This window comes from Buttiauxella sp. S19-1 (genome assembly GCF_022134725.1).
GTDB lineage: Bacteria > Pseudomonadota > Gammaproteobacteria > Enterobacterales > Enterobacteriaceae > Buttiauxella > Buttiauxella ferragutiae.
In genome coordinates, this window is record NZ_JAHWLU010000086.1 from 1 (window position 1) to 21,514 (window position 21,514).

General features: G+C 51.7%; 19 protein-coding genes, 1 other RNA gene and 2 pseudogenes. 10 read left to right on the forward strand and 12 right to left on the reverse strand.

All coding sequences use genetic code 11. From position 1 onward, the window contains the following. Window positions 1-126: pseudogene (locus tag MES37_RS17240) on the reverse strand (glutathione S-transferase C-terminal domain-containing protein); the annotation flags it as partial. Then, a pseudogene (locus tag MES37_RS17245) lies at window positions 108-545 on the reverse strand (LysR family transcriptional regulator); the annotation flags it as partial. The pseudogenes MES37_RS17240 and MES37_RS17245, both read right to left, overlap by 19 nt. A 106-nt stretch (window positions 546-651) precedes the next feature. Here MES37_RS17245 and MES37_RS17250 point away from each other — a divergent pair. Together MES37_RS17250 and MES37_RS17255 are read left to right on the forward strand one after the other, a co-directional pair. Next, window positions 652-1,353 (forward strand): pirin family protein, encoded by a 702-nt coding sequence (locus MES37_RS17250; protein ID WP_064540644.1) that lies wholly within the window; start codon window positions 652-654, stop codon window positions 1,351-1,353. Between the two features lie 33 nt (window positions 1,354-1,386). Further along, on the forward strand, window positions 1,387-1,572 hold the full coding sequence (locus MES37_RS17255) for a hypothetical protein (RefSeq protein ID WP_064540432.1): 186 nt from the start codon (window positions 1,387-1,389) through the stop codon (window positions 1,570-1,572). A gap of 5 nt (window positions 1,573-1,577) precedes the next feature. Here MES37_RS17255 and MES37_RS17260 read toward each other — a convergent pair whose 3' ends face one another. The 8 genes from MES37_RS17260 to MES37_RS17295 form a co-directional block, all read right to left on the reverse strand. Further along, on the reverse strand, window positions 1,578-2,885 hold the full coding sequence (locus MES37_RS17260) for an L-cysteine desulfidase family protein (RefSeq protein ID WP_133522825.1): 1,308 nt from the start codon (window positions 2,883-2,885) through the stop codon (window positions 1,578-1,580). 45 nt (window positions 2,886-2,930) lie between these two features. After that, window positions 2,931-4,253 (reverse strand): amino acid permease, encoded by a 1,323-nt coding sequence (locus MES37_RS17265; protein ID WP_064540437.1) that lies wholly within the window; start codon window positions 4,251-4,253, stop codon window positions 2,931-2,933. Between the two features lie 508 nt (window positions 4,254-4,761). Continuing rightward, window positions 4,762-5,859 (reverse strand): AAA family ATPase, encoded by a 1,098-nt coding sequence (locus MES37_RS17270; protein WP_237932142.1) that lies wholly within the window; start codon window positions 5,857-5,859, stop codon window positions 4,762-4,764. Between the two features lie 155 nt (window positions 5,860-6,014). Continuing rightward, window positions 6,015-6,393: RNase P RNA component class A (rnpB, locus tag MES37_RS17275), an RNA gene on the reverse strand. 41 nt (window positions 6,394-6,434) lie between these two features. Further along, window positions 6,435-7,580 (reverse strand): glycerate 2-kinase, encoded by a 1,146-nt coding sequence (gene garK / locus MES37_RS17280; protein ID WP_064540442.1) that lies wholly within the window; start codon window positions 7,578-7,580, stop codon window positions 6,435-6,437. 109 nt (window positions 7,581-7,689) lie between these two features. After that, entirely contained in the window at window positions 7,690-8,580 is an 891-nt protein-coding gene (gene garR / locus MES37_RS17285) for a 2-hydroxy-3-oxopropionate reductase (RefSeq protein WP_064540445.1), read from the reverse strand. Between the two features lie 27 nt (window positions 8,581-8,607). Continuing rightward, window positions 8,608-9,378 carry a 2-dehydro-3-deoxyglucarate aldolase gene (gene garL / locus MES37_RS17290; protein ID WP_237932144.1) on the reverse strand — a complete coding sequence of 257 codons (771 nt, stop codon included), beginning with the start codon at window positions 9,376-9,378 and terminating at the stop codon, window positions 8,608-8,610. A 21-nt stretch (window positions 9,379-9,399) separates the two neighbouring features. Next, window positions 9,400-10,746: an MFS transporter gene (locus tag MES37_RS17295; RefSeq protein WP_237932146.1), complete on the reverse strand. Its 1,347-nt coding sequence runs from the start codon at window positions 10,744-10,746 to the stop codon at window positions 9,400-9,402. Window positions 10,747-11,094: 348 nt separating this feature from the next. On the opposite strand from MES37_RS17295, the gene garD reads away from it, so the two are divergent. Beyond that, on the forward strand, window positions 11,095-12,666 hold the full coding sequence (gene garD, locus MES37_RS17300; RefSeq protein WP_237932148.1) for a galactarate dehydratase: 1,572 nt from the start codon (window positions 11,095-11,097) through the stop codon (window positions 12,664-12,666). Between the two features lie 88 nt (window positions 12,667-12,754). Here garD and MES37_RS17305 read toward each other — a convergent pair whose 3' ends face one another. Then, window positions 12,755-13,684 (reverse strand): LysR family transcriptional regulator, encoded by a 930-nt coding sequence (locus MES37_RS17305; protein ID WP_121814424.1) that lies wholly within the window; start codon window positions 13,682-13,684, stop codon window positions 12,755-12,757. A gap of 121 nt (window positions 13,685-13,805) precedes the next feature. Here MES37_RS17305 and MES37_RS17310 point away from each other — a divergent pair, with 121 nt between their 5' ends. Then, window positions 13,806-15,200 carry an MFS transporter gene (locus MES37_RS17310; protein WP_237932150.1) on the forward strand — a complete coding sequence of 465 codons (1,395 nt, stop codon included), beginning with the start codon at window positions 13,806-13,808 and terminating at the stop codon, window positions 15,198-15,200. A 115-nt stretch (window positions 15,201-15,315) separates the two neighbouring features. Here the strand turns inward: MES37_RS17310 and MES37_RS17315 are convergent, their stop codons facing one another. Then, window positions 15,316-16,128, reverse strand: coding sequence for a DeoR family transcriptional regulator (locus MES37_RS17315; protein WP_064540462.1), 813 nt, complete (start codon window positions 16,126-16,128; stop codon window positions 15,316-15,318). Window positions 16,129-16,379: 251 nt separating this feature from the next. On the opposite strand from MES37_RS17315, the gene kbaZ reads away from it, so the two are divergent. From kbaZ to nagA, 6 genes are read left to right on the forward strand one after another with little or no spacing between them, the layout of a single operon-like run. Further along, window positions 16,380-17,681 (forward strand): tagatose-bisphosphate aldolase subunit KbaZ, encoded by a 1,302-nt coding sequence (gene kbaZ, locus MES37_RS17320; protein WP_237932152.1) that lies wholly within the window; start codon window positions 16,380-16,382, stop codon window positions 17,679-17,681. Window positions 17,682-17,699: 18 nt separating this feature from the next. Beyond that, window positions 17,700-18,173 carry a PTS N-acetylgalactosamine transporter subunit IIB gene (gene agaV, locus MES37_RS17325; protein ID WP_034492996.1) on the forward strand — a complete coding sequence of 158 codons (474 nt, stop codon included), beginning with the start codon at window positions 17,700-17,702 and terminating at the stop codon, window positions 18,171-18,173. Between the two features lie 10 nt (window positions 18,174-18,183). Further along, entirely contained in the window at window positions 18,184-18,966 is a 783-nt protein-coding gene (gene agaW, locus MES37_RS17330) for a PTS N-acetylgalactosamine transporter subunit IIC (RefSeq protein ID WP_034492995.1), read from the forward strand. Next, window positions 18,956-19,831 carry a PTS N-acetylgalactosamine transporter subunit IID gene (agaE, locus tag MES37_RS17335; protein ID WP_064540468.1) on the forward strand — a complete coding sequence of 292 codons (876 nt, stop codon included), beginning with the start codon at window positions 18,956-18,958 and terminating at the stop codon, window positions 19,829-19,831. The genes agaW and agaE overlap by 11 nt, the downstream gene beginning before the upstream one ends. Window positions 19,832-19,860: 29 nt before the next feature. Further along, the gene (gene agaF / locus MES37_RS17340; protein ID WP_064540471.1) at window positions 19,861-20,295 is read left to right on the forward strand and encodes a PTS galactosamine/N-acetylgalactosamine transporter subunit IIA; all 435 of its coding nucleotides are present in this window, start codon (window positions 19,861-19,863) and stop codon (window positions 20,293-20,295) included. Continuing rightward, window positions 20,292-21,425 (forward strand): N-acetylglucosamine-6-phosphate deacetylase, encoded by a 1,134-nt coding sequence (gene nagA, locus MES37_RS17345; protein WP_133522818.1) that lies wholly within the window; start codon window positions 20,292-20,294, stop codon window positions 21,423-21,425. Before agaF ends, nagA begins: the two co-directional genes overlap by 4 nt. The last annotated feature ends 89 nt before the right edge of the window (window positions 21,426-21,514 follow it).

Below are 21,514 nucleotides of genomic sequence, written 5' to 3' on the forward strand. Positions count from 1 at the left end.
GGTGACGTACACAGGATCGAAACGTACCAGTGTCGTCCACAGGCGAATATCGGCTTCAGTCAGTTGGTCACCGGTTAAATAGCGGTGCTGGCCAAGGATTTGCTCGACGCGCGCCAGTGATTCAAACGCTCCCATGAACCCGCCAAAACTTCCGTAATGATCGATAACTGGGTGTCCGCTTTACCTGCAAGTTTTTCGACTAACGGATACAACTTCGCCGTTGGCACCAGCGCTTCAGTCACGATGGTGAGATGCGTTTCCCAGCCACGAGCTAGTGCTTCAGCATCGGTCGTCAGTTTTTCAGCCGCTTCGAGCAAAACTCGCCCGCGCTCCAGCAACATGCGCCCGACATTGGTAAATTTTGTGCGATGGCCCGAACGGTCAAACAGCACCACATCCAGTTCTTCTTCAAGCTTCTGCATGGTGTAACTCAGCGCTGACGGCACACGCCCTAGCTCATCAGCAGCCGCGGCGAAACTCCCGCGCCGGTCAATTGCGTCCATGACCCGCAGTGCTTCCAGCGTCAATGCTCTCTCTTTAGCCATCTCGTTCTCATTCAGGAAATTTGAACATACCGAGCAGATTAACTAGCTAACAATGCGACGTCCAGAGTTTTACCATGGGCCTAGTGTAAAAAGAGGCCATGAAATTATGATTACGCCAAGAACTGCCAAACAATGCGGAAAAGCGGACTACGGATGGCTGCAGGCACGCTATACGTTTTCTTTCGGTCACTATTTTGACCCGAAATTGCTGGGCTATGCATCGTTGCGCGTACTCAATCAGGAAGTCCTGGCACCTGGCGCTTCATTCCAGCCGCGAACTTATCCGAAGGTCGATATCCTCAATTTGATTCTCGAAGGCGAAGCGGAATACCGCGACAGCGAAGGTAACCATGTTCAGGCGAAAGCAGGTGAAGCGTTGCTGCTTTCCACCCAACCTGGGCTGAGTTACAGCGAGCATAACCTCAGTAAAGAGAACTCGCTGACGCGTATGCAGTTGTGGCTGGATGCCTGCCCGGAGCGTGAAAACCCATTGGTGCAAAAAATCAGCCTGACAGACCAGCCGCAGCAATTGCTGGCCTCGCCGGATGGCAGCAAAGAGAGCCTGCAATTGCGCCAGCAAGTGTGGGTCCATCAAATTGAACTGGAGAAAGGCCAGCAATTGAGTTTCCAGTTACATGGCCCGCGAGCTTATTTGCAGTCGATTCACGGTGCAGTTCATGCAGTTACATCTGCCGAGCAAAAAGAAGGGCTTACCTGCGGCGATGGCGCTTTTATCCGTGACGAAGCTAACATAACGTTGGTTGCAGATACTCCACTGCGTGCATTGCTGATAGATTTACCGGTCTGACCAGTGCCAAAGTCTGACCAACAGGAGTTATTTGTGAGTAAAAAACTGGCTACCCGGAAGAGTACAAAAAAAGCAGCGCCGTCACCTGTGGCAGCGGTTGCCATTATCACGGCAACCGCTGAACCCGAACTCAGCTACGACGAAATGTTGAACGAGCTGGAAGCCATTGTTATCGAAGCGGACGTCCGCCTGACCGAGATGGCTGAAGAAGAAGCTTAGGGATATCAGGCAACTTTGTTAGCCATAATCGTAATAATCTGACGGTCTGTGTGCTGCATTGCCTGGCTTGCCAGTGCACACAGATTGCTTATCGACTGCTCTACATCATGAGCAACGATACCTTCATTCCCCGTGACCGAAGTATTATCCAGCGCCATCAGTACCGCTTTCCATGCCGAAGCAGCACTGGTCGACACTTTCATCGCACAGCTATTTGATGCGCCATCGCAAATCATCCCACTAACATCACCAATCATATTGCTGATTGCCATCGAGATACTCTGATAACTTCCGTCAATTAACCAGGCTATCCCTGCCGCAGCACCCATCGCGGCCGTCGTTGCTGCGCACAATGCCGACAACGTAGGTAACTGATGGTGAATGTAGATAGCGGTCAGATGCGACAGTATCAACGCACGCGCCAGCCGCTCGCTATCGCAACCAAGGTGCTCGGCTACCACCACAACCGGCATCGTCGCCGTAATCCCCTGGTTACCAGAACCTGAGTTGCTCATTGCAGGCAGACAAGCCCCCCCCATGCGCGCATCAGATGCCGCCGAAGTACGGATCATTATGTCACTTAACAGATCCTTAGCCATTAAACCGCGATCGCGATGGCGGCTTAATGTCGAACCAATATGCAAACCATATTGCGCCCGCAATCCTTCGCGCGACAGTTCACCGTTGAGCAACGCGGCATCAAGAATAAAACCTATATCGTCAAACGGAACGCTCTGGGCAAACTCAACAATCTGCTCGAGGTTAAATCGCTCCAGATGGTACGCCTGCTCATTGTCAACGGGCTTAGCCTCCCCTTGCGCATCGAACAATACCGCTCCGTCCTTTTCGATACGGCTTACCCTGGTATGTTCGCCAGATATCACCACCGTCGCTGACTCTTCTGCGGTATAGACCGTAACGCGGGTATAGAGGATTTCCTCACAAAGTTCCTGAATTGTCACCGTCACTTTGCCACTTGCCAACAGCAACTTCCCGGCGGCAATCGCCTCTACTGGCGCACCTTTGAGAACTTCTAACCCCGCCAGCGGATCGCCGCCCAATGCACCCACTGCGGCGGCAATAGGTAGACCCACCATTCCCGTTCCAGGAACGGTAACTCCCATGCCATTTTTCATCAGATTAGGTGAAACCTTGGCCTCAATTCGAATCACTCTCCCGGCCAAATGCGAGGCAGCCAGTGCGCTTGCCAGCGCCAGTGAAACGGGTTCCGTACACCCTACTGCTGGCTTCACATTTTGTTTTACCGCACGGATTAACTCTGCCCACGCAGGGTTCATTTCTGTATTTGTCATTTTTTTAACCTTAATACTGAGAACTACAATACAAACACCTGCGAATCAGGAGAACGCCAGGAATGGAGAGACACATAACAGCAACCCGGTAATAATGATAATCACCAGCGATGCACCTTTATATTTGTGCAGTGCTGGTACTTTATAAACCAGCCATGCAGGAATTAAACAACCAACCATGCCAAATATTGGGCTACAGATTGAGGTAAAACTTAATACTGGTGCGTTAAGGACGATCGCACTCCAGGCCAATAAAATGGCGAACAACATAATTCCGCGCTGCACCCATTTTTGGTTTATTCTTTCTTCTGGCATTCTGCGACGTAAAATATTAATAACGATACCTTGTGTTGCCTCACGGAAACCAAGATAAACACCAAAGAATGCCGTCATGACTGCAAAGATATTGAGCATTACGCTAACGACAGTGACCCACGCGCCCGAAGCGCCGTCAATGAATTGGGCAGCGATAGCGAGAGCCGAAATATTTTGCTCATAGGCTTTTACAGCTTCGTCGTGCCCCATTGCCAGCGTGAAAGAAACTGCATAAAAGAACACCGTCACGAAAAGAATACCGAAGGCAATATTCATGGCACGCAACGCTTTAAAACGAGCCACTTCCCGGGACTTTTCTGTTGAGCGATACGAAATCACCATCGGGCTTAATGTTTGAATAAACAGAATAGAGGTCAATGTAAATGGCAGGGTAATGATCGCATTCTTAATCAGCATCCCCATTGGCGGCAGCATCCCGGTGTTGTGCAAGTGCCACATGCCAATCATTGAGAAACCCAATGCCGCGACAACCAAAAGCTTTGCCAGCACCATGAAGCTTGAGATTTTAAATAAAAGCTGCTCGCCTCGTGAAGAAATGGCGACCAGAACACAAATCAGTCCCAACCCATAAAAAGGATTATCTGATAACAGCCCTTCGGTCACGCCAAAAGTATGTAAATAAGAGGCACTATCATTAGTAATGGCAGTAGAATAAACGAACAACCAAATAACCAACATAACAAAATAGAGAGCGCCTAATAATATCCCCCAGTTTTTACCTAAATAACCACTAATCACACTAGGGTAATCTTTACATTCCGGTGATTCCGCTAAGGTATTAATAAAGAGACGCTGGAACAAATACATTGCCGGATATCCTACTATTGAGGAGAGCAGAAATACCCACAACCCCATTAATCCGACTTGTACTGGTAAAAAGACTATTCCGGCACCAATCGCCATCCCGATACTCATAATTACCCAGCCGACATCTTTACTATCGAATTTTGTCGCGGCCTGCCATTCACTTTCTGTCATTCCTGCTCGACCGGATGCTGGAATATTAACCGCAGTAATGCTTCCCGTTTCCATAAAGTGCTCGCTTATATTTGTAGGTTTTAATCGTGAATATTCAATACAGAGTGATGACCAGATACTCGAAAAACGAGATCGGTGTTCTGGACGTGTATTTAGAATGAGAAAAGGATAGCGCGGGTAGCGGAGAAAAAATTTGCTACTCCTCAAGAGGAAGCCAAACAAAAGAGTAAATTTTTCTCCGTTTAGAGGTAAATCTGCATATTTCCTGCAGTATTTTGCTAATTTGGTAGAAAAGAGTTATTGGAAAGGTATCGCTAAAAAATTAACTCATTGTTTTTAAAGTATTTGTTTTGAGTGTTTTGCTTTAAAGGAAATTACCCATCCACCGCGAATGTGAGCTGGCGCAACTCGTGAGGTTAATGCGGTGTGACAATATGGCCACCAGATTTTGACTCACCTCACACTGCAACGGCGATTCAGAATTAATCACTGTTTATTGTATCCATATGGTTAAGGTTTAGATTTTTTATCTACCATTTCGCCATGCGGTTACAGCAAATTATCAGGAAAGCCGGTTAACGCGCGTTTCTCCGTTCTCAATCGCCAATTGATACAGCGTAAACGGCGTATGCCTCTCGATAAGCGTCGCCAGTTCTGGCGAGTGGCTGGTTAACCAAATCTGCGTGTAGCGACTCGCTTGTGCGATCAAACGTGCCAGTGCGGGCAACATCTGTGGATGCAGGCTGTTTTCCGGTTCATTGAGGGCAATAAAACGTGGCGGTCGGGGGCTAAGCAACGCGACGGTCAGGCACAGGAATCGTAATGTTCCGTCAGAAAATTCAGCCGACTCCAACGGGCGATTAATCCCCTGTCGGTGCATCATCATCTGGAAACGCCCGTTCCTGTTATCACAGAAAAATGTGCATTCAGGGAACGCTTCATCCAGCACCGCAAACAGTAATTCGCTATCACCTATTTCAACGATGGTCTGGAAAGCCGCGGCCAAATTCAAACCATCACCGCCCAGAACAGGTGAGCGATAACCGACCTGCGGCAAACGCAATCCGGCCCCCTTGGTAATGTCGAATTCGTGGTAGAAACGCCAGTTGCGCAGTATTTCCCGTGCGCTGGAAACTTCAGGATAAAGATGCGGCTCGCCTAACTGGCCGAACAAAGATTCGTTTTCGTAGAGTGTGGCGGCATGCGTCACCTTCTCACCGTTCACATCATTGAGAAAAACTGCCTGGTTACGCCGGTGCATAATGGAAGATGAAGGGCGACGGCGGAAACCACTCAGCCAAATTTGTTCTTCTTTAACAATAGGATCGAGATCAAACATGGTTGGATACGGCAGTTTATCAGGGAAGCCGACCTGCACTTCATACTCAAAATCGTCGGTATCTACCGCCAGTGTCATGCGGCGCGGCGCACTGGCATACCCTTTGGCGCGATCGCCCGCCCACATCACTTTCTGAATACCGCCTTCATCCGATAACCAATGCGACAACTGCCCCATCGCCGCCCCGTGAATCAGATGGATTGCTTTATAAATGTTGGATTTACCGCAGCCATTAGGACCAAAAACCACGTTCAGCCGTTCGAGATCGATGGAAAGCTTGCGCACGGAACGGTAGTTGTCGATATACAGGGATTTGATCATGGCGGTGTGGAATCCGGTGATGGCGAGGTTCGTATTATGGCAATTGTTTGCCCTCACCCCAACCCTCTCCCACAGGAGAGGGCCAGGGTGAGGGTGGTAAAACACACATAGCAAAACGCCCCGCACAATTTACACTGTGCGGGGCGTTCCTGAATGGTTGAAGCTGACCGATAAGCCGGGTTCTGTCGTGGACAGTCATTCATCTAGGCCAGCAATCGCTCACTGGCTCAAGCAGCCTACCCGGGTTCAGTACGGGCCGTACCTTATGAACCCCTATTTGGCCTTGCTCCGGGTGGAGTTTACCGTGCCGCGAACTGTTACCAGACGCGCGGTGCGCTCTTACCGCACCCTTTCACCCTTACCTGATCCCACTTGCGTGGGCCATCGGCGGTTTGCTCTCTGTTGCACTGGTCGTGGGTTACCCCCCCAGGCGTTACCTGGCACCCTGCCCTATGGAGCCCGGACTTTCCTCCCCTCCGCCTGTCTCCTTCCGAAGAAGGACGACGACGAAGCGGCGACTGTCTGGTCAGCTTCGGCGCGAAGTATAGAGGTTTTACCCGCCCCTGTCACCCCTGCTAACGGGTGGTATTGATACCTATCGCCACCGTTGCCGCAATATTGCGCGACGCACGATAAATATTGTCGAATGCGTTTTTCAACGCTTCTTCCAGCGTAACAATACTGTTGAGCACACTGAACACTGCATCGATGCCATGTTGATGGACTATCGCCACATCGCTGGTCAGTGAACCTGCAATACCAATCACCGGTTTACGGTACTTTTTCGCCACGGCTGCCACACCTACCGGGACTTTGCCACGAATACTCTGGCTATCCATACGCCCTTCGCCGGTCACCACCAGCGAGCAGTCATGAATGTGTTCTTCAAGGTGCAGAGCTTCGGTCACAATCTCAACGCCGCTGCGTAATTCTGCGCCAAGGAACGCCATTAAAGCCGCGCCCATGCCACCCGCGGCACCCGCGCCTTGCGCATTTTTCACATCAATATGTAAATCTTTTTTAATTACATCGGCAAAGTGGGCAAGGTTGGCATCCAGCTCAACGATCATCGCTTCGTCAGCCCCTTTTTGCGGCCCGAAGACACGTGAAGCGCCGTTATCGCCAATTAAAGGATTCGTCACATCGCAGGCCACGTTAATCACGCAATCTGCCAAACGGGTGTCGAGGCCTGAAATATCAATAGTGTTCAGGCTCATTAAACTGCCACCTCCGTGGCTAATCTCTTTGCCCGTTGCGTCACACAGTTTCGCGCCCAGCGCCTGCACCATGCCCGCGCCACCGTCGTTTGTTGCGCTACCGCCGATGCCGATAATAATGTTGCGCGCACCGTTATCCAGAGCGCGTAAAATCAGCTCGCCAGTACCATGTGATGTAGTAATCAATGGGTTACGGTTTTTGAGCGGTACTAGCGCAAGTCCGCTGGCTTCAGCCATTTCGATAAACGCCGTCTTGCCGTCGCCGGACATTCCCCAAAATGCGCTCACCGGTTCGCCCAACGGCCCGGTCACTGTTGTGGTGATTTTTTTGCCTTGTGTCGCACTGATCATGGCATCGACCGTACCTTCCCCGCCATCTGCAACCGGGACCGATATATATTCTGCATCAGGAAATATCTCACGGAATCCTTTTTCAATGGCCTTCGCCACATCAACAGCTGAGAGGCTTTCTTTATAAGAGTCGGGTGCGATTACGATTTTCATAATGTGTCCATGCCAAAAACTTAAGGGCCGAGTTTTGTAGGGGGGATAAGCGCAAGCGTCATCCACCAATTATTGGCGGGGGCGCATGGCTTGTCCGCCCTACGATTGATTACCTGGCGACTTCTACTTTTGCCAGTTTTTCGTAGTAACACGCGATGGCGCTATGGTCATCGTTACCGTGCCCATCGGCTCGCAGCGCCTGCATCATCTCCATCACTGCCGCAGTCAGTGGCAATTGGGCACCAACGCCGTGGGAGGTATCCAGCGCATTCGCCAGATCTTTAATGTGCAGATCGATGCGGAAACCTGGCTTGAAATTACGATCCAACACCATCGGCGCTTTCGCTTCCAGAACGGTGCTGCCCGCAAGACCGCCACGAATCGCCTGGAAGACTAACTCCGGGTTAACACCTGCTTTGGTCGCCAGTACCAGCGCTTCAGACATCGCCGCAATGTTCAGCGCTACAATCACCTGGTTTGCCAGTTTGGTGACGTTGCCGGCACCGATATCGCCGGTATGCACCACGGAACCGGCCATGGATTTCAGCAGGTCGTAATACTTGTCAAAAATCGCTTTGTCGCCGCCAACCATCACAGACAACGTACCTTCGATAGCTTTTGGCTCGCCACCGCTGACCGGTGCATCCAGCATGTCGATACCTTTGGCTTTCAGCGCTTCGCTGATTTCACGGCTTGCCAGTGGCGCGATAGAACTCATATCGATAACCACAGTGCCCGGTTTTGCCCCTTCAATAATACCGTTCGCGCCCAGTGCCACTTCTTTCACATGCGGGGAGTTAGGCAGCATGGTGATGATCACATCACACTGCTCGGCAATATCTTTAGGCGTGGCTGCGGTTTCGGCACCCGCTGCAATAATTTCAGCAATAACCTCTGGATTACGGTCGGCAACCACCAGCGAATAACCAGCTTTGATGAGGTTTTTACTCATTGGTTTGCCCATGATACCCAGGCCAATAAACCCAACTTTCAGTGTCATAATTCAGTCTCTCTCTTTAAATGGTGGTTATTTTTTAAAAGAATCAGCGAGTTTCTGCGTTGCAGAGCGGAAGCAGCCTAAATCGCTGCCAACGGCCACAAAGGTGGCGCCCCATTCCAGATAACGGCGCGCATCCGCTTCAACGGGTGCCAGAATCCCGGCCGGTTTACCGTGCGCTTTAGCACGAGCAAAGATGTGTTGGATGCAATGTTGCACTTCCGGATGCGAGGCATTACCCAAATGGCCCAACGCCGCCGCCAAATCACTTGGCCCGACAAAAATGCCGTCCACGCCATCAGTCGCGGCAATCGCATCAACGTTATCCACTCCCTGCTGGCTTTCAATTTGCACCAGAATCGTGATGTTCTTGTTGGACTGTGCGAAGTAGTCCGGCACGGTGCCAAACATATTGGCGCGATGCGAAACAGACACGCCGCGAATCCCTTCCGGTGGATAGCGGGTTGAAGACACCGCCAGCGCCGCTTCCGGCTGGGTTTCCACAAACGGAATCAGGAAGTTGTAGAAACCAATATCCAGCAAGCGCTTGATAACCACCGGGTCGTTAGTTGGTGCACGAACCACCGCCGCACTTTCGCTACCCTTTAACGCCATCAGTTGCGGGATAAAAGTGGTGATGTCGTTTGGCGCATGTTCGCCATCCAGCACAATCCAGTCGAACCCTGCCAGCCCCAACACTTCAGTACTGATAGGGTTTGCCAGTGCAGACCAGCAACCGATTTGCGTCTGATGTGCTGCCAGTGCCGCTTTGAATTTGTTGGGGAAAACGTTGTTATTCATCTGTTGCCCTTATTTATTCAGTTATCTGTTGAGAGAATTACTTCTGCAATTCCATCGTTTAATGTCGCCAACTACGAACAGATAACAAACCATTGCCATCAGCGCCGAGCAGCCAACAAAGATCAGCGCCGCATTGAAGGAGTGAAGCTCAGAAACCAGGTAACCAATCACCAGTGGTGTCACGATAGAAGCCACGTTACCGAACACGTTAAAGACCGCACCACACAGACCGACCATCTCTTTTGGAGCCGTGTCGGCAATAACCGGCCAGCCCAGGGCACCAAAACCTTTACCGAAGAAAGCGAATGCCATCAGCGCGATAACCAGCGCGGTACTGTCGGTGTAGTTACAAAGAATGATGGTGGAAGCCAGCAACATTCCGAGCACAATCGGTATCTTACGAGCAACAGTCAGTGAGTAACCGCGTTTGATTAACGAATCTGAGAATACGCCGCCCAACACCCCGCCAGCGAAGCCACACAGAGCCGGAATAGAAGCCACCATCCCCACTTTCAGAATCGACATACCTTTATCTTGCACCAGGTAAATCGGGAACCAGGTCAGGAAGAACCAGGTAATGGTGTTGATAAAGTACTGACCGAAGAACACGCCCAGCATCATGCGGTTAGTCAGTAATTGTTTGATGTAATGAAGTTTTGGCCCCTCAACCACGGCACCTGGTTTTTTGTGGTCCATATCGACCACTGCGCCGCCTTTAGTGATGTAATCCAGTTCTTCTTTTGACATACGCGGGTGGTCAGTCGGGTTATGGATAAACTTCACCCACAGGAAAGTCAGCACAAAACCGATACCGCCCATTACGGTAAACACGTGTTCCCAGCCCCAGGCAAAGGTCAGCCAACCGAGTAATGGAGAGAACAACGCCAGCGAGAAATACTGTGCAGAGTTAAAAATCGCAGATGCGGTGCCGCGTTCTTTGGTGGGGAACCAGGCCGCAACAATACGGGCGTTCGCCGGGAAAGAAGGTGCTTCAGAGAAACCGAGCATAAAGCGCATGATAAACATGGAGATACCCGCATACGCCAGCGGTACCATGTCGACAAAGCCCTGCATAAAGGTAAACAGCGACCAGAAGAACAGGCTGTAAGTGTAGACTTTCTTCGAACCGTAGCGGTCAAGCAACCAGCCGCCTGGGATTTGCATCAGCAGGTAAGCCCAGCCAAATGCTGAGAAAATATAACCCATTGAGATTGCACTGAGTTGTAATTCTTTAGCAACTTCAGTACCTGCAATAGAAAGTGTGGCGCGATCCGCATAGTTAATCGTCGTCACAATAAAGATAATTAATAATATTAGGTATCGCGTATGCTTACCTTTTTTAGACTCAATGGCTGTATCCAAAATCATTTTTCACATCCTCTGTTGCGGGTACTTTATTCAAGGATTTTTATTTAATAAGATATTAATAAATTATATTTCGGGATGGCACTGCTTAATATATGCAACACAGTATAGCCATCAGTAACTCAATGGACATTAGGCATCTGCCCAATTAATGACATGAAAAACAATAAATAGTTAAACCTATGCACATGTTTGTGGGGGGTATTGCACAATTTCATTGATTGCCCACCCCTCCAGATTAGGCGTCACAATATAAAGTGATCTCGCTCACATTTTTATTTCTCACGGACTGACATTCTTTATTTAGCTTGTGAGAAGTCACGATTAGAAAAATTCTGGAGAATAGCGACAATGTCAAATATAGAAATTAAACAACAACCCCCTGGCTCCTTTTATATAAAAGTTCATGAGACAGATAATGTCGCTATTATTGTTAATGATAACGGCCTGAAAGCCGGTACGCGTTTCCCGGATGGTCTGGAATTAATCGAACATATCCCGCAAGGCCATAAAGCTGCACTGATTGATATTCCCGCACACGGTGAAATCGTCCGTTATGGTGAAGTGATCGGTTACGCGGTGCGTGATATTCCACGCGGTAGCTGGATTGACGAATCACTGGTGGAATTACCAAAAGCGCCACCACTCCACACGCTGCCATTAGCGACCAAAGTACCGGAACCTTTGCCGCCGCTGGAAGGTTATACCTTTGAAGGTTATCGCAATGCAGACGGCAGTGTCGGTACCAAGAACCTGCTTGGCATCACCACCAGCGTCCATTGCGTTGCTGGCGTGGTGGATTATGTCATCAAAATTATTGAACGTGATTTGCTACCGCGCTACCCGAATGTTGATGGCGTGGTCGGCCTGAACCACCTTTATGGCTGTGGCGTGGCGATCAACGCCCCTGCAGCGGTTATCCCGATTCGCACCATCCATAATATTTCTCTGAACCCGAACTTTGGCGGCGAAATTATGGTGATTGGCCTCGGCTGCGAAAAATTGCAGCCTGAGCGCCTGCTCGAAGGCACCGACGACGTGCAAGCGATTAACGTTAGCGATGCCAGCATTGTGCGCCTGCAAGACGAACACCACGTCGGTTTTAAATCAATGGTCGACGACATTCTGACGGTCGCTGAGCGCCACTTAGTGAAACTGAACCAGCGCCAGCGCGAAACCTGCCCGGCGTCTGACCTGGTGGTCGGTATGCAGTGCGGCGGTAGCGATGCGTTCTCCGGCGTGACGGCTAACCCGGCAGTAGGTTTTGCCTCTGACTTGTTAGTACGCTGCGGCGGCACGGTGATGTTCTCTGAAGTCACCGAAGTGCGCGACGCCATTCACCTGTTAACCCCACGCGCCATCAATGAAGAAGTCGGCAAACGCCTGCTTGAAGAGATGGAATGGTACGACAACTATCTCGATATGGGTAAAACCGACCGCAGCGCCAACCCATCACCGGGCAACAAAAAAGGTGGCCTGGCAAACGTAGTGGAAAAAGCGCTCGGTTCCATTGCCAAATCAGGGCAAAGCTCGATTGTTGAAGTGCTTTCTCCAGGGCAACGCCCAACCAAACGCGGCCTCATTTTCGCGGCAACACCGGCCAGTGATTTCGTCTGCGGCACGCAACAGGTCGCATCGGGCATTACGGTGCAAGTGTTCACCACCGGTCGCGGCACACCATACGGCTTGCTTGCGGTTCCGGTGATTAAAATGGCCACCCGTACCGCCCTGGCAAACCGTTGGTACGACTTAATGGATATCAACGCCGGTACTATCGCCACGGGTGAAGCGACCATTGAGGATGTCGGCTGGGAATTGTTCAAATTTATTCTTGATGTCGCGAGTGGACGCAAGAAAACCTTCTCGGATCAGTGGGGGCTGCACAATGCTTTGGCGGTGTTTAACCCAGCGCCGGTGACCTGATTTTTTGAAAAATGGCGGATGACGCCAACGCTTATCCGCCCTACCGATTTTGTAGGTTGGATAAGCGCAGCGCCATCCAACACCAGCCTCATCCCGGCAATTTCTGGCGACAAACCTTCAACACCAACTGCCGCAACCATTGATGCGCGGGGTCGGCTTCCGAACGTGGATGCCACATCAACGACACCGTAATCTCATTGGTTTTCACCGGCAACTCAAAAACAAACAATCTCGCTTCCCCTGAGTTCCCATTCAATCCAGGCTGATTTAACAAAAACGTCGCCGGAACCAACGCCACCAAATCAGACGCTTGCGCCACCGCCAGCGCCGCAGGGAAGCCCGGCACCATCGCCACAATCTTGCGTTCTAAATTAAGCTCAGCCAGCAATACATCCACCGGGCCGGTTCCACGTTCATGGCGGGAAACCACCACATGCCCCAACGCAGCATACTTCGCAGCCGTTATTTCCCCATACTGTTCCAGCGAATGCCCTTTCCTGACCACACCAACAAACTTATCGCGATACAGCGTGGTGAGCCGTATTTCCGGCCCCATCTCACCGAGCACGCCGACCTCAAGGTCAATCAAACCTTCGCGCAAATACTTCGCTGTTTTCTCCGGTTTGGGCATAAAACGCAGTTGCACTAAAGGCGCGACAGCAGCAGCCGCGGCAATCAATGCGGCACCAAAAATCTCGATAAACCCGGCGTTAGTCCGCAGAGTAAAACTGCGCTCAAGCGTGGCAAGATTGAGCGCGCTTGAAGACGGGCGCAGTATCGCCCGCGCTTCAAACACCGCATTTTGCGTGCGCTCGCGGATCTCCTCGGCATAAGGTGTCAGCACCATGTTACGCCCGGCGCGCACCAGTAGCGGGTCGCCGGTGGTGGCACGAAGCCGACTTAACGTGCGGCTCATCGCTGAGGCACTTAAGCCCAGACGGCGCGCAGCACTCGCCACACTTCCTTCCGCCAGAAGCACATCTAAAGCAATCAGTAAGTTCAGATCGGGTTCGTTCATAACGTCATAGTAACCAGAGAAGGCGTTTGGTGCAGGTTATTAATGCAAATGCTGCATCTTCCGCCACATCTTAGGCACCGCTATATTTGCGCCATCAACCTGCGAAAGAGAACTTTAACCGATGGCGTTATTTACCGATCAACCCGGCGATGAAGGATTACCAGGTCGCGAGCGCGGCTTAGCAATGGTAGCAGTGATGACTATGGCAGCGATGGTCGTGTTCGACGGCTCGATGATTAACATTGCGCTGCCGCAAATCGCCCGCTCACTTAACGCCTCCGTCGGCGCTACCGTCTGGGTGGCGAACGGCTATTTGTTATCCGCAGCGATGACGCTGGCGATCTTTGCGGCACTTTCCAGCCGTCTTGGGTTCCGTGCCATCTTCACCTTCGGACTCAGCGTTTTTACTCTGGCATCCGTCGGTTGTGCGCTGTCGTCATCACTGGAAATGCTGGTCATTATGCGCGTATTACAAGGTATCGGCGGTGCCGCGACCTTAAGCATTGGCCCGGCAATCCTGCGCTCGGTTTTCCCCAACCGCCTGCTCGGACGCATCCTCGGCCTGAACGCATTACTGATTGGCACCAGCACCGCCATCGCGCCTATTCTGGGTGGAACCTTACTTTCGGCATTGAGTTGGCAATGGCTGTTTGCGATAAATATTCCGTTGGGAATCATGGCTGTGATACTCACTCTGCGCGCGGTTCCCCATAATCCGGCATTAACACGCGAACCGTTTGATTTTGCCGGAGCCGTTTTATCCGCCGTCGCATTAGGTGCGCTGGTGATGGCCGCCGATGCCTTTACACATCAGGGAAATAGCGACCTGATAACCGCATTGATTTACGGTGGCATCGCAATTGTCACCGGAATGGCGTTCATCTGGGTTCAACGCCGCGCCACAAAACCGCTGCTCCCGCTCAAGATGTTTGCCACTTCCCGATTCTCGCTGGCAGCACTCACTTCTTTGGCGTCTTTTGTCAGCCAGGGGATAACCTTTATCGCACTGCCCTTCCTGTTCCAGAGCGTCTACGGCTACAGCGCATTGGTTTCAGCGCTGCTTTTCACACCGTGGCCCATCGGCATTATTCTGGCTGCACCCCATGCCGGGCGTCTTGCCGACCGCTATTCAGCGGCGATCATTTCCACCATTGGCTTGAGCATTTTTGCGGTTGGCCTGGTATTGCTGGCGATGCTCCCGGAACACGCGCAGGCGTGGGATATCTGCCTGCGTAGCCTGTTATGCGGAATCGGTTTTGGCTGCTTCCAAAGCCCGAACAACCGAGAAATGCTCTCCAATGCCTCACGCGAAAACAGCGGTTATGCCTCCGGCGTGCTGGCAATAATGCGCACCTTCGGCCAGTGCCTCGGAGCGGCATTTGTGGGCGTGTTTATGTCGCTTTATGCGCAGAACAGCGCCGTGCAAATCAGCTTGTGGGTAGCCGTCATCGCCACGGTTTTAGCCATCGCGCTGAGCGTGAGCCGGTTGCGGGGATATAAATTAGCGGCAGGGTAAGAGAAAAAACCAGTACAAATTTCTCCCGCCATTTCTCCCGCCATTTCTCCCGCCATATTGGCGGGAGAACCCTGGTTGTAGGGTAGATAAGCGCAAGCATCCACCCCTTCTACAATCAGACATCGCCAACCAACACCACTTCAATGCCGCCTTTACGCAGCCCTTTCAGGCTCTCTTCAGGAATACCCGCGTCGGTGATCACCATATGGATCCGTTGGGTATCAATGATCTTATGCAGGCTGGAGCGGTTAAATTTCGTGGAGTCCGTTACGACGATTACGCGTTCAGCCACTTCGCACATACGGCGGTTAAGGCGCGCTTCATCTTCGTTATGTGTACTAACACCGCGTTCCAGATCGATGGCATCAACGCCGAGGAATAGCATGTCGAAGTGATAGTTTTGCAGCGATTGATCGGCCTGATCTCCGTAGAATGAAAGCGACTGGCGACGCAAATGCCCACCGGTCATCAGCAATTCCACGCCTTCCGCTTCAAGCAATGCATTCGCCACGTTCAAACCGTTAGTCATGGCGATGACTTCTTTATGGTTGCGCAGGTGGCGTGCAATTTCATAAGTGGTGGTGCCGGAGTCAAGAATAACGCGGTGGCCAGGCTTAATAAGATCCGCAGCCACGCGCGCGATGCTGCGTTTAAGAGAAGTATTCAGAGAGCTTTTATCTTCAACCGTCGGTTCTACCGCCGCCGTCCCTGAATCGCAGACCAGCGCCCCGCCGTAAGCACGCACCGCCACGCCCTGCTTTTCAAGGAAAGCCAGATCGTTACGGATCGTCACCGTCGAAACACCAAAAAATGAAGAGAGATCATTAACCTGCACACTTCCCTGCTGGCGAAGACGCTGAATAATGTGTTCGCGTCTTTCACTTGTACCTGTTACACGCTTGTCCGTTGCTGCGTCGGTATTGCTCATAATAGATCCTTTCATAAAACCTTTCGTTTCATTTCACTTTGCCTATTAACACCTTTCTTTTCGCGGAAAGCAAGCCTTTACATCGCCCGCTGCATTCACTGTCATTGTGTCAAATAGGCTTTCATTATGTTTCTTTTGCGAAACAGATCGCAATTCTATTATCTTTCGTTTTGTTTTTATCGCACGATATACCACTATTAAATGAAACAAATCGAAAGATAAATAGTTCCCCAACTCATACGGAGAGGAAAGTGAAACATTTAACCGCGTTTGTGGCCGACCATAAACAGGATTCACGATGTGGCATTTTTGCCGTTTGTTCCGCTCACCCAATGGTTCTCGAAGCGGCAATGCGCCATGCAAGAGAAGCCAAATCTCTCTTATTGATTGAAGCGACCTCCAACCAGGTCGATCAGAATGGCGGTTACACAGGAAAGACGCCGCAAGACTTCCGCGAGTTTGTCGAGTCAATGGCAGACCAGTATCACTTCCCACGCGAAAACCTGATTCTGGGCGGCGATCACCTTGGCCCAAACCGCTGGCAGGGACTGAACGCAGAAGAAGCCATGCGCAATGCAGATGAGCTGATTCGTTGCTATGTCACCGCAGGTTTTAAAAAGATCCATCTCGATTGCAGTATGTCCTGCGCTGATGACCCAGTGCCGTTGACCGATACTATTGTTGCGATGCGCGCCGCAAGACTGGCGAAAATTGCCGAACAAACCTGTGCTGAGAAATTCGGCGAGTCCGATTTAGTTTACGTTATTGGCACTGAAGTTCCGGTGCCTGGCGGCGCACACGAAACGCTGGCGGAATTAGCGGTGACAACACCGCAGGCTGCAAAAGCCACGCTGGAAGCTCACCGCCACGCTTTTGAATTACAAGGTTTAAGCGATATCTGGCCACGTATTATTGGGCTGGTCGTTCAGCCTGGCGTTGAGTTCGACCACACGCAGGTTATCGATTATCAGCCGGAGAAATCACTTTTCCTGAGCCAGATGATTGAAGCGTTCGACACCCTGGTATTTGAAGCGCATTCCACCGATTACCAGACCCCGCAGGCATTGCAGCAACTGGTTCAGAACCACTTTGCGATTCTGAAAGTCGGCCCGGCGCTGACCTTTGCACTGCGTGAAGCGCTATTTTCACTGGCCGCTATCGAGCATGAGCTACGCCCGGCACATAAATGCTCAGGGCTGCGGGAAGTGCTGGAAAACGTCATGCTCGAGCAACCTGAATACTGGAAACACCATTATCACGGCAATACCAGCGACTGCCGTCTTGCACGTGGCTACAGCTTCTCTGACCGCGTCCGCTATTACTGGCCGGATCGTGACATTGATGAAGCATATTCAAACCTCGTTACTAATCTGGCCGGTGAATCTATTCCTTTGCCGCTCATCAGTCAGTATCTGCCACTTCAATACGCTAAGGTCCGTGAAGGAAAAATCGCGGCCACGCCGCATGAGCTGATTATCGACCATATCCAGGACGTGTTGCACCAGTACCATTGTGCCTGTCTGGGCACACAAAAATCTCCATTAACACAATGATAATAAGAGGATAAAAACATGCCAAACATTGTATTAAGCCGCATTGATGAGCGACTGATTCACGGCCAGGTAGGCGTTCAATGGGTCGGATTTTCCGGAGCAAACCTCGTCCTCGTCGCTAACGACGAAGTTGCCGAAGATACGGTACAGCAAAATTTGATGGAGATGGTTCTGGCGGAAGGAATTGCCGTGCGTTTCTGGTCGCTGCAAAAAGTTATCGACAATATTCACCGCGCAGCCGACCGCCAGAAGATCCTTCTGGTTTGCAAAAACCCTAATGATTTTCTGACGTTAGTAAAAGGTGATGTGCCTGTTTCGCGGATCAACGTCGGCAACATGCACTACGCAGAAGGCAAAAAACAAATCGCGAAAACCGTCTCTATAGATGACCAGGATATTGCTGCTTTTGATGGCCTACAAAAGGCCGGAGTGGAATGTTTTGTTCAGGGTGTGCCGACGGAATCCGCGCAGGATCTCTACAAACTCCTCTGAGGGATTTTCTATGGAAATTAGCTTATTACAGGCATTAGCGTTGGGTATTCTGGCCTTTATTGCGGGTCTGGATATGTTCAACGGCCTAACGCACATGCACCGCCCGGTCGTCCTGGGGCCACTGGTTGGCTTGATTCTTGGCGATCTTCATACCGGTATTTTGTGTGGCGGTACGCTGGAACTGGTGTGGATGGGCCTTGCACCACTGGCAGGCGCACAGCCACCCAACGTGATTATCGGCACTATTGTTGGCACCACATTTGCCATCACAACGGGTGTAAAACCTGAAGTCGCCGTCGGTGTTGCGGTGCCGTTCGCCGTGGCCGTGCAAATGGGGATTACCTTCCTGTTCTCAATCATGTCCGGCGTGATGGCGCGCTGCGATCGAATGGCGGCCAACGCCGACACCGATGGCATTGAGCGCGTGAATTATCTGGCATTGCTCGCGCTCGGTATCTTCTATTTCTTGTGCGCCTTCCTGCCTATTTATTTCGGCGCGGAACACGCCAAAACCGCCATCGACTTGCTACCTGCTCGCCTGATTGACGGCCTCGGCGTGGCGGGCGGCATCATGCCAGCTATCGGTTTTGCCGTGTTGCTGAAAATCATGATGAAGAATGTCTACATTCCTTATTTCATTCTCGGCTTTGTGGCTGCCGCCTGGCTGAAACTACCCGTGCTGGCGATTGCCGCCGCCGCATTAGCTATGGCGCTGATTGATTTCTTACGCAAAGACCCGGCACCGCAGCAACCTACACACGTCAAGCAAGAGGAATTTGAAGATGGGATCTAACGAACAGACTCTGCCAGGCGTTAACGTCGCTGACACCGCCGAGGTCGATAAAAATGACAATGTCTATGAAGATCAGCGCATTGGTGCAGAACTGACTAAGCAGGATATTAACCGTGTGGCATGGCGTTCCATGCTGTTACAGGCGTCCTTTAACTATGAACGTATGCAGGCATCCGGCTGGCTTTACGGTTTGTTGCCCGCGCTGAAAAAAATCCATACCAACAAAAACGACCTGGCTCGCGCCATGAAAGGTCACATGGGATTCTTCAATACTCACCCATTCCTCGTGACCTTTGTTATCGGCATTATCCTGGCGATGGAGCGCTCAAAGCAGGATGTGAATAGCATCCAGAGCACGAAAATTGCCGTCGGTGCGCCGCTGGGCGGGATTGGCGACGCCATGTTCTGGCTGACCCTGCTGCCTATTTGCGGCGGTATCGGGGCAAGCCTGGCCTTACAAGGTTCGATACTTGGCGCAGTTATCTTCATCGTACTGTTTAACGTGGTGCATCTCGGCCTGCGTTTTGGCCTGGCACATTACGCTTACCGCATGGGTGTGGCCGCCATCCCACTGATTAAAGCCAACACTCGCAAAGTCGGCCATGCCGCGTCTATTGTGGGGATGACGGTGATTGGCGCACTGGTCGCAACCTACGTTCGCCTCTCTACCACGCTTGAAATCACCGCGGGCGATGCGGTGGTGAAACTGCAAACCGATGTTATCGACAAACTGATGCCGGCATTTTTGCCACTTGTTTATACCCTGTGCATGTATGCGCTGGTGCGCCGCGGCTGGAGCCCACTGCGCCTTATCGGTATCACGGTCGTTCTGGGTGTTGTCGGGAAGTTTGCCCACTTCCTGTAAGTTAGTCCCTGTAAGCGAGATAAAACAATATGTTAAGTATTATTCTCAGCGGTCACGGTGGCTTTGCCACCGGGCTGGAAAAAGCGATGAAGCAGATCCTCGGTGAGCAGGAACAATTTATCGCCATTGATTTCCCTGAAACCTCTTCAACAGCTCTCCTGACGGCGCAGTTTGAAGAAGCGATCGGTGCACTAGATGAAAGCGAAGGTCTGGTATTTTTAACCGATTTGCTCGGCGGCACACCGTTCCGCGTGGCTTCGACCATGGCGTTAGAGCAGCCAGGGCGTGAAGTCATTACCGGCATCAACCTGCAACTGCTGCTGGAAATGGTGCTGGAGCGTGACGGCCTGAGCAGCAAAGAGTTCCGTCTTCAGGCGCTGGAATGCGGCCATCGTGGGCTAACCAGCCTGGTCGATGAAATGGGGCGTTACCGTGAAGCGCAGGCGGTTGAGGAAGGAATATGACCACGCTGCTGCGCGCCAGACGTGTTCTGACCGAACAAGGCTGGCGGGACGATCACCAGTTACGCATTGAAAACGAAACGATTGTCGCCATTGAGCCGATTCCTGTCGGCACCCTGGCGCGTGAGGCTGAACTGCTTTGCCCGGCTTACATCGACATTCATGTTCACGGTGGTGATGGGGTTGATGTGATGGATGACGACCCCGGCGTCCTCGAGCGACTGGCAATACACAAAGCGCGTGAAGGTGTGGGTGGCTGGCTGCCCACCACCGTTACCGCCCCGCTTGCGGATATCGAGCGGGCATTGCAGCGAATCGCGCAGCGCTATTATCACGGCGGGCCTGGAGCAAGTGTACTGGGCAGCTATCTTGAAGGGCCGTATTTTACACCGCAGAACAAAGGCGCTCATCCGCCAGAATTGTTCCGCGAGTTAGATATTGCCGAGCTGGACAGGTTGATAGAGGTGTCGCAAAACACCTTGCGGGTGGTTGCGCTGGCACCGGAAAAACCCGCAGCGCTGGAAGCCATCAAGCATCTGAAAAGTCGTGATGTACGCGTGATGCTTGGTCACAGTGCCGCCAGTTATGAAGAAACACTAATGGCGTTTGATGCCGGAGCCGACGGGCTGGTGCATTGCTTTAACGGCATGACGGGCCTGCACCATCGTAATCCTGGCATGGTGGGAGCGGGCTTAAGCGATAAACGTGCATGGCTGGAACTGATTGCCGATGGGCACCATGTTCACTCCGCGGTAATGAATATTTGTTGTCACTGCGCGAAATCGCAAATCGTGCTGATTACCGATGCCATGAGTGCCGCCGGAATGCCAGATGGCGACTATTCGATTTGTGGCCATCCGGTGACCATGCAAAATGGAATTGTGAGAACGGGAAGCGGCGGGCTTGCCGGAAGCACGCTCTCGCTTGATGCGGCGGTGCGCAATCTGGTCAACAGCGCTGGCGTTGCCGCTGAGGATGCCATCCATATGGCTTCGCTGCATCCTGCAAAAATGCTCGGTCTGGAGAACTCACTTGGCTCTCTGGCGGTGGGAAAACGCGCCAATCTGAATGCGCTTAACCCGCAGCTTTTACTGCAAAACATCTGGATTAACGGCCAGGCTGTCCTCCTGTAGTTCTTTCATTGTGCTCCGTTTTGGTCTGCTACCCACCCCGCAGCAGACCTTTCTTTTCCTTTCGATCAAATCCACTCTGACGATTAGTT

Excerpts from the sequence above, each read along its gene's own strand:
- MES37_RS17260 (WP_133522825.1), bottom strand. The coding sequence starts at position 2,885 with ATGACAAATACAGAAATGAACCCTGCGTGGGCAGAGTTAATCCGTGCG.
- garD (WP_237932148.1), top strand. The coding sequence starts at position 11,095 with ATGTCAAATATAGAAATTAAACAACAACCCCCTGGCTCCTTTTATATA.
- garK (WP_064540442.1), bottom strand. The coding sequence starts at position 7,580 with ATGAAAATCGTAATCGCACCCGACTCTTATAAAGAAAGCCTCTCAGCT.
- MES37_RS17270 (WP_237932142.1), bottom strand. The coding sequence starts at position 5,859 with ATGATCAAATCCCTGTATATCGACAACTACCGTTCCGTGCGCAAGCTT.
- MES37_RS17295 (WP_237932146.1), bottom strand. The coding sequence starts at position 10,746 with ATGATTTTGGATACAGCCATTGAGTCTAAAAAAGGTAAGCATACGCGA.
- nagA (WP_133522818.1), top strand. The coding sequence starts at position 20,292 with ATGACCACGCTGCTGCGCGCCAGACGTGTTCTGACCGAACAAGGCTGG.
- MES37_RS17315 (WP_064540462.1), bottom strand. The coding sequence starts at position 16,128 with ATGAGCAATACCGACGCAGCAACGGACAAGCGTGTAACAGGTACAAGT.
- garR (WP_064540445.1), bottom strand. The coding sequence starts at position 8,580 with ATGACACTGAAAGTTGGGTTTATTGGCCTGGGTATCATGGGCAAACCA.
- MES37_RS17265 (WP_064540437.1), bottom strand. The coding sequence starts at position 4,253 with ATGGAAACGGGAAGCATTACTGCGGTTAATATTCCAGCATCCGGTCGA.
- MES37_RS17305 (WP_121814424.1), bottom strand. The coding sequence starts at position 13,684 with ATGAACGAACCCGATCTGAACTTACTGATTGCTTTAGATGTGCTTCTG.
- MES37_RS17250 (WP_064540644.1), top strand. The coding sequence starts at position 652 with ATGATTACGCCAAGAACTGCCAAACAATGCGGAAAAGCGGACTACGGA.
- MES37_RS17310 (WP_237932150.1), top strand. The coding sequence starts at position 13,806 with ATGGCGTTATTTACCGATCAACCCGGCGATGAAGGATTACCAGGTCGC.
- agaF (WP_064540471.1), top strand. The coding sequence starts at position 19,861 with ATGTTAAGTATTATTCTCAGCGGTCACGGTGGCTTTGCCACCGGGCTG.
- agaE (WP_064540468.1), top strand. The coding sequence starts at position 18,956 with ATGGGATCTAACGAACAGACTCTGCCAGGCGTTAACGTCGCTGACACC.
- garL (WP_237932144.1), bottom strand. The coding sequence starts at position 9,378 with ATGAATAACAACGTTTTCCCCAACAAATTCAAAGCGGCACTGGCAGCA.
- agaV (WP_034492996.1), top strand. The coding sequence starts at position 17,700 with ATGCCAAACATTGTATTAAGCCGCATTGATGAGCGACTGATTCACGGC.
- agaW (WP_034492995.1), top strand. The coding sequence starts at position 18,184 with ATGGAAATTAGCTTATTACAGGCATTAGCGTTGGGTATTCTGGCCTTT.